Source organism: Azospirillum griseum, assembly GCF_003966125.1.
GTDB lineage: Bacteria > Pseudomonadota > Alphaproteobacteria > Azospirillales > Azospirillaceae > Azospirillum > Azospirillum griseum.
On sequence record NZ_RXMA01000032.1, the window covers coordinates 1 to 2026 of the forward strand.

Annotated in this window: 4 protein-coding genes; all 4 read left to right on the plus strand. The window is 67.8% G+C overall.

Annotated elements, in window-relative coordinates:
* The coding region (locus tag EJ903_RS22480; RefSeq protein WP_210211514.1) for a hypothetical protein at nt 1-331 on the plus strand (331 nt) is incomplete at its 5' end.
* A 5-nt stretch (nt 332-336) separates the two neighbouring features.
* Nucleotides 337-582, plus strand: coding sequence for a hypothetical protein (locus tag EJ903_RS22485; RefSeq protein ID WP_126619685.1), 246 nt, complete (start codon nt 337-339; stop codon nt 580-582).
* A 137-nt stretch (nt 583-719) separates the two neighbouring features.
* Nucleotides 720-980 (plus strand): hypothetical protein, encoded by a 261-nt coding sequence (locus EJ903_RS22490; protein WP_126619687.1) that lies wholly within the window; start codon nt 720-722, stop codon nt 978-980.
* Between the two features lie 70 nt (nt 981-1050).
* Nucleotides 1051-2026: SWIM zinc finger family protein (locus EJ903_RS27060; RefSeq protein WP_174237350.1), on the plus strand; the 976-nt coding region annotated here is incomplete at its 3' end.

Below are 2026 nucleotides of genomic sequence, written 5' to 3' on the forward strand. Positions count from 1 at the left end.
CGCCTGCGCGAACTCCTGCCATGGGAGTGGAAGGCAATCCGCGAACAGCAAAAAGCTGCCTGACCGCGGCACTCAGCGGATGCTTACGTTGGTTGACAGCAAGCAGCGCGAACAGCGGAGGGTTTTCTGGCGCGACATCCCGCAGCTTTCGCCCCATCGCGTCATCCTGTCGAACACGGACGATGAGCGGTTCGCCGGGTTGCCGGTTCTGCCGCGCGCGTATGTCCGGATCGCCGGAACGCGAGGCGTCGAGTATGTCCCGGTCGGACTTTTGGACACCGATCAGGTGATGGCGCTGTGGTTCGAGCATGGGCGTCGGCAGGCGGTTTGAGCGGCGTGCTGATCGTCGTCCTTCTCGTCCATGAAGCGGGCCACTGCGTGGCCGCCGCTCGCCTGCGCGTGCCGATCCGCCGCGCGCTCATTGTGGCCGCCGATCCAGCCGCCAGAATCGGGGCTGGCGATGATCTCAGCGTGCTCCATGGGGGCGGAGCGGGACGATACGAAGGGATCGCGGGCATGATCGCGGGCGTTGGGTCCGGGTGGGCCGATGCGTGGGGGCTGGTCGCCGCGCCCGGACAATGACGCTGCCGTCCGCGAACGCCGTGCCGAAGTGGCGGTGGTCGTGCCGCCCCGGGCCGACGCCGCGCTCAGCGACACGGTCGCGACCGCGCCCACTCAAGCGCGACCACCACATCCACGCGATCGCCGAGACCGGGCGCATGGCCCGGACGAAGACCAGCGGCTGCAATCCGAGGGCGAAGGTTGAGGGACAGATCGGCCGCTGGAAGCAGGTCCTCGGACCGACGCTGCGCTTCCATACCGACCAAGCGCAGACCGCCGAAACCGCCATCGGCACCGCCGCGCTCACCCCCATGCTCGACCTCGGACGCCCGAACTCCGTTCGTCTCACCGGATCGGCGGTGGGGCGGTTCAATCTCCGGAACTCGTCGCCTCGCTGCAACGCGCCGACGCAGGCTTGACACCGCGCTCGCAGCCGCCAAAAAGGATGGGGCCTGTTGAACGGCGACCGGCCACAAGGACATCCGTCGCGTGATCCCCCTCTCGTCTCTCCAACGCCTCTTCGATGCAGCCACCTTCAGCCGGGGGGCCGCCTATCAGCGCGAAGGGCGGGTTTCCGCTCTTCAGGCGCAGCGTTTGGCGAACGGCGCAATCCGTCTGTCCGTGACCGTGCGGGGGTCGCACCGAATCCCCTACACGCAGAGCATCCGGTTTCAGCGGGCGGGCAACACGCTTTCGGCGCTTTCGGGCGAGTGCGATTGCCCGATTGGCTTCAATTGCAAGCATGTCGCCGCCGCTCTGATCGCCTGGGCGTTGAGTTCCGACGAACCAACGGCACCGACGACGACGCGGCGCGTCCCGAGCGACCCAGAGTTTTCGCCGCCTCAAACGGCGGTCCCCGCGCTGTCGCCGCCCTTGCAGGCGCTTTTGTCACGGTTGAGTGACGCGGCGGCGATTGACGGTGGCGAGGTCTATCCTGAGACGGTGCGCAAGCGGCTTTTGTACGTGTTGCGGTTGGACGGCGGAGCGGGCAGCGCCGAGGCGGTGGTTCAACCGCTCTCCGTCTCCATCCGCAAGGACGGCGCCTTTGGCGCGGACGAAAAACCTTATGGTTTCGAGCAGAGTCGAAGCTTGGCGACTGTGAAGTTTGTGACCCCATCCGACCGGACCATCCTGACCAGCCTGGCCCAAAACACCCTGGCTGTGGCGGGGCGGCGCGACGAGGGCAGCGTGCTGCGGGGGGAGTGGAGCGGTTGGCTGGTCGAGCGGATGCTGAAAACCGGGCGGCTCCATTGGCAGGATTTCCGCGCCAACCCGCCGCTGCGCTCCGGCCCGACGCGACGGGGAACGGCCTGTTGGGTGGCGGACGAACGGGGCCAGCAGCGGTTTTCCATTGCGCTGGACTCCCCCGCCGCGCTCACCCTGCCGACGACGCCGCTGCTCTATGTGGATCGCGAGAGCGGGGAGTGCGGCGTGGTCGAGGCCGACGTTCGTCCGCATCTGGCCG